Consider the following 4,296-nt stretch of genomic DNA (forward strand, 5'->3'; position numbering starts at 1 on the left):
GTCCACGCTACATGCAGGTCGTCTGAAAAGCAGACGTAGTGTGGGTTCTGCCCACGAAACAGGATAGATAGTTGCAATCAGGAATCTTCGCGGACGAAGTCCACGCTACATGCAGGTCGTCTGAAAAGCAGATGTAGCGTGGGCTTTGCCCACGAAACAGGGAGGATAGTTGCAACCAAGAATCTTCGCGGACGAAGTCCACGCTACATGCAGGTCGTCTGAAAAGCAGATGTAGCGTGGGCTTTGCCCACGAAACAGGGAGGATAGTTGCAACCAAGAATTTTCGCGGACGAAGTCCACGCTACATACAGGCCGTCTGAAAAGCAGATGTAGCGTGGGCTCTGCCCACGAAATAAAACGAAACAACCCGCGAAATTTAAATAGAAAACAGATTAAGGTTCACCGAAATCCATGTCCTGATTATCGGCATCGGCAACACCTCCCCAATCGGCAGGATACATACCATTCCGAACATGGCGGTGAAAGGTGGAATACTGCCAATCCGAGACAGATGCGGTCAAACCGTGCTTAACGGGGTTGAAATGAATGTAATCCATATGTTTTTGGTAATCCGATTCGTCGCGGATGCAGTGTTCCCAAAAACGCCGCTGCCAAATAAACGATTCGTTTCGCCGTTTTTGAACCTCTGCCGCATGATGCCAAGGATATAGGAAGCCGCAGTCTTGCGAGACCTTGCGTTTAATTAAAGCCCAACGCCGGCTGTAATCGCAATCGCCTTCGGGAAGCGTCCAAATCGCGTGCATATGGTCGGGCAGCAAAACCCATGCGTCGATTTTGAAATCAAAATCCTGCCGGACATCCAATACTGCCTGCCGTAAGGATCGCCTGACAGGCGGATCGCACAATATGGGACGGCGGCGATAGGAAACTACGGTAAAGAAATAACATTGTCCGTCGTGTACGCGGCGGAAATCAGCCATAACAATCCTTGATGAAATAATTAATCGGTATATTTTAACAATGCGGTACAGATTTTGCCTGTAAGAAATCCGAATTTTGAAGGCAAATGGTTTCGAGGGCAGTTGGTGTAGTGGGCTTTGCCCACGAAATAAAGGCTGAATTGATACGGTAAAAAAATCGTGGGCAGAGCCCACGCTACATAAGGAGAACCCAAAAAATGCCGCAAATCAAAATCCCCGCCGTTTACTACCGCGGCGGCACATCAAAAGGCGTGTTTTTCAAACGTTCCGACCTGCCCGAAGCGGCGCGGGAAGCGGGCAGCGCGCGCGACAAAATCCTGTTGCGCGTACTCGGCAGTCCCGATCCTTACGGCAAGCAGATAGACGGTTTGGGCAACGCCAGTTCATCCACCAGCAAGGCGGTGATTTTGGACAAGTCCGAACGCGCCGATCACGATGTCGATTACCTTTTCGGGCAAGTTTCCATCGACAAGCCTTTCGTCGATTGGAGCGGCAACTGCGGCAACCTCACCGCCGCCGTGGGCGCGTTCGCCATCGAGCAGGGCTTGGTCGATAAAGGCAAAATCCCTTCAGACGGCATCTGCACGGTGAAAATCTGGCAGAAAAACATCGGAAAAACCATCATCGCCCATGTTCCGATGCAAAACGGCGAAGTCTTGGAAACGGGCGATTTCGAGCTGGACGGCGTTACCTTTCCCGCCGCCGAAGTGCAAATCGAATTCCTCGATCCCGCCGACGGCGAAGGCAGCATGTTTCCGACCGGCAATCTGGTGGATGAGCTGGACGTTCCGGACATAGGTCGTCTGAAAGCCACGCTCATCAACGCGGGCATTCCGACCGTTTTCCTGAACGCCGCCGACTTGGGCTACACGGGCAAAGAGTTGCAAGACGACATCAACAACGATGCCGCCGCGCTGGAAAAATTCGAGAAAATCCGCGCTTACGGTGCGCTGAAAATAGGCTTGATTAACAACGTGTCCGAAGCCGCTGCCCGCGCGCACACGCCAAAAGTCGCCTTCGTCGCCCCCGCCGCCGATTACACCGCCTCCAGCGGCAAAACCGTGAACGCCGCCGACATCGATTTGCTGGTACGCGCCCTGAGCATGGGCAAACTGCACCATGCCATGATGGGCACCGCCTCGGTCGCCATCGCCGCTGCTGCCGCAGTCCCCGGTACGCTGGTCAACCTCGCCGCAGGCGGCGGAACGCGCAACGAAGTGCGCTTCGGCCATCCTTCCGGCACATTGCGCGTCGGCGCGGCGGCAGAGTGTTCGGACGGCATTTGGGCGGTGAAAAAAGCCGTCATGAGCCGCAGCGCGCGCGTGATTATGGAAGGGCGGGTGCGCGTTCCCGATGATTGTTTTTGAAATCATGTAGGACGGACATCACTGTCCACTGTTTCAGACGACATTTGATAAAGGATTGCAATAAAGCCGAATAGTCTAACCGCCGTCATTCCCGTCCCCGCCTACGCGAGAACAGGCTGTGGCGGGAATCCACAGTCGATATTCTGTTTCCTGATTTATTAGAGCTTGCTTGTTAGCAAATATGGATTCCCATCTACGCGGGAATGACGATAGAAAATGTGGCATAAGCTTTGCCCAAAGAGGCCGTCTGAAACACATCCCGCCCAACGCCCATCCTTTTTCAGACGACCTCACCAAAAAAACAACCACAAACTACAAGGAGAAATATCATGTCCGACCAACTCATCCTCGTCCTGAACTGCGGCAGTTCCTCGCTTAAAGGCGCCGTTATCGACCGCAAAAGCGGCAGCGTCGTCCTAAGCTGCCTCGGCGAACGCCTGACCACGCCCGAAGCCGTCATCACCTTCAACAAAGACGGCAACAAACGCCAAGTTCCCCTGACCGGCCGCAACTGCCACGCCGGTGCGGTGGGTATGCTATTGAACGAACTGGAAAAACACGGCCTGCACGACCGCATCAAAGCCATCGGACACCGCATCGCCCACGGCGGCGAAAAATATCACGAGTCCGTCCTCATCGACCAAGACGTCCTCGACGAACTGAAAGCCTGCATCCCGCTCGCCCCGCTGCACAACCCCGCCAACATCAGCGGCATCCTCGCCGCGCAGGAACACTTCCCCGGCCTGCCCAACGTCGGCGTGATGGACACCTCGTTCCACCAAACCATGCCCGAACGCGCCTACACCTACGCCGTGCCGCGCGAATTGCGCAAAAAATACGCCTTCCGCCGCTACGGCTTCCACGGCACCAGTATGCGCTACGTCGCCCCCGAAGCCGCGCGGATTTTAGGCAAACCGCTGGAAGATTTGCGCATGATCGTCGCCCACCTCGGCAACGGCGCGTCCATCACCGCCATCCGAAACGGCAAATCCGTCGATACCAGCATGGGCTTTACCCCCATCGAAGGCCTCGTCATGGGTACACGCTGCGGCGACATCGACCCCGGCGTGTACAGCTACCTGACCGCCCACGCCGGCATGAACATCGAGCAAGTCGATGAAATGTTGAACAAAAAATCAGGATTGCTCGGCATCTCCGAACTCTCCAACGACTGCCGTACCCTCGAAATTGCCGCCGACGAAGGCCACGAAGGCGCACGCCTCGCCCTCGAAGTCATGACCTACCGCCTCGCCAAATACATCGCCTCCATGTCGGTCGCCTGCGGCGGCATAGACGCCCTCGTCTTCACCGGCGGCATCGGCGAAAACTCCCGCAACATCCGCGCCAAAACCGTCGCCTACCTCGACTATTTGGGTCTGCACATCGACACCAAAGCTAACATGGAAAAACGCTACGGCAACTCAGGCATCATTAGCCCGACAGGTTCCAACCCCGCCGTTTTGGTCGTGCCGACCAACGAAGAGTTAATGATCGCCCTCGATACCGCCGCACTGGCAGGCTTTTTGCAAGAAGCAGGCTAGGGGTTAGGGCAGAGCATTTTTGAAAGAGAAAAGAGGTCGTCTGAAAGATGGGTTTCAGACGACCTCTTTGCCGTATCAGCAATCCTGTTCCTTCCCCCGTCCGGCGGGGGAAGGCTAGGATGGGGGTGGTTTTACAGGTTTAGGTAAATAAAACTCGTGCAGTCCATAGAGCCATCCTCTCCCCAGCCCTCTCCCGCCAGACGGGAGAGGGGGCAGGTTGCGGTAGATGTGGAAAAGTATGGAAGGGGATAGCGGCGGATGTGAGATGGTTGCTGTTATTTGAACTCATTAAACGAGGTCGTCTGAAACCTCATAAATCGTAATTTTCAGACGACCTCTTTGCCGTATCAGCAATTCTGTTCCTTCCCCCCCGTCCGGCGGGAGAAGGTTAGGATGGGGGTGGCTTTGTGGCTTGGGAAAAATTAAATTCGTGCAGCCCATAGAGCT

General features: G+C 55.1%; 3 protein-coding genes. 2 read left to right on the forward strand and 1 reads right to left on the reverse strand.

Annotation, left to right across the window (positions count from 1 at the left end):
- Window positions 1-392: 392 nt before the first annotated feature.
- Window positions 393-941, reverse strand: a complete 549-nt coding sequence (locus HMPREF3277_RS10925) for an REP-associated tyrosine transposase (RefSeq protein WP_070871134.1) — start codon at window positions 939-941, stop codon at window positions 393-395.
- 197 nt (window positions 942-1,138) lie between these two features.
- Here HMPREF3277_RS10925 and prpF point away from each other — a divergent pair, with 197 nt between their 5' ends.
- The gene (gene prpF, locus HMPREF3277_RS10930) at window positions 1,139-2,308 is read left to right on the forward strand and encodes a 2-methylaconitate cis-trans isomerase PrpF (protein WP_070871135.1); all 1,170 of its coding nucleotides are present in this window, start codon (window positions 1,139-1,141) and stop codon (window positions 2,306-2,308) included.
- A 329-nt stretch (window positions 2,309-2,637) separates the two neighbouring features.
- Entirely contained in the window at window positions 2,638-3,849 is a 1,212-nt protein-coding gene (locus HMPREF3277_RS10935) for an acetate kinase (protein ID WP_070871136.1), read from the forward strand.
- The last annotated feature ends 447 nt before the right edge of the window (window positions 3,850-4,296 follow it).

Origin of the sequence: Neisseria sp. HMSC70E02 (genome assembly GCF_001838645.1) — a bacterium.
Taxonomy (GTDB): domain Bacteria; phylum Pseudomonadota; class Gammaproteobacteria; order Burkholderiales; family Neisseriaceae; genus Neisseria; species Neisseria macacae.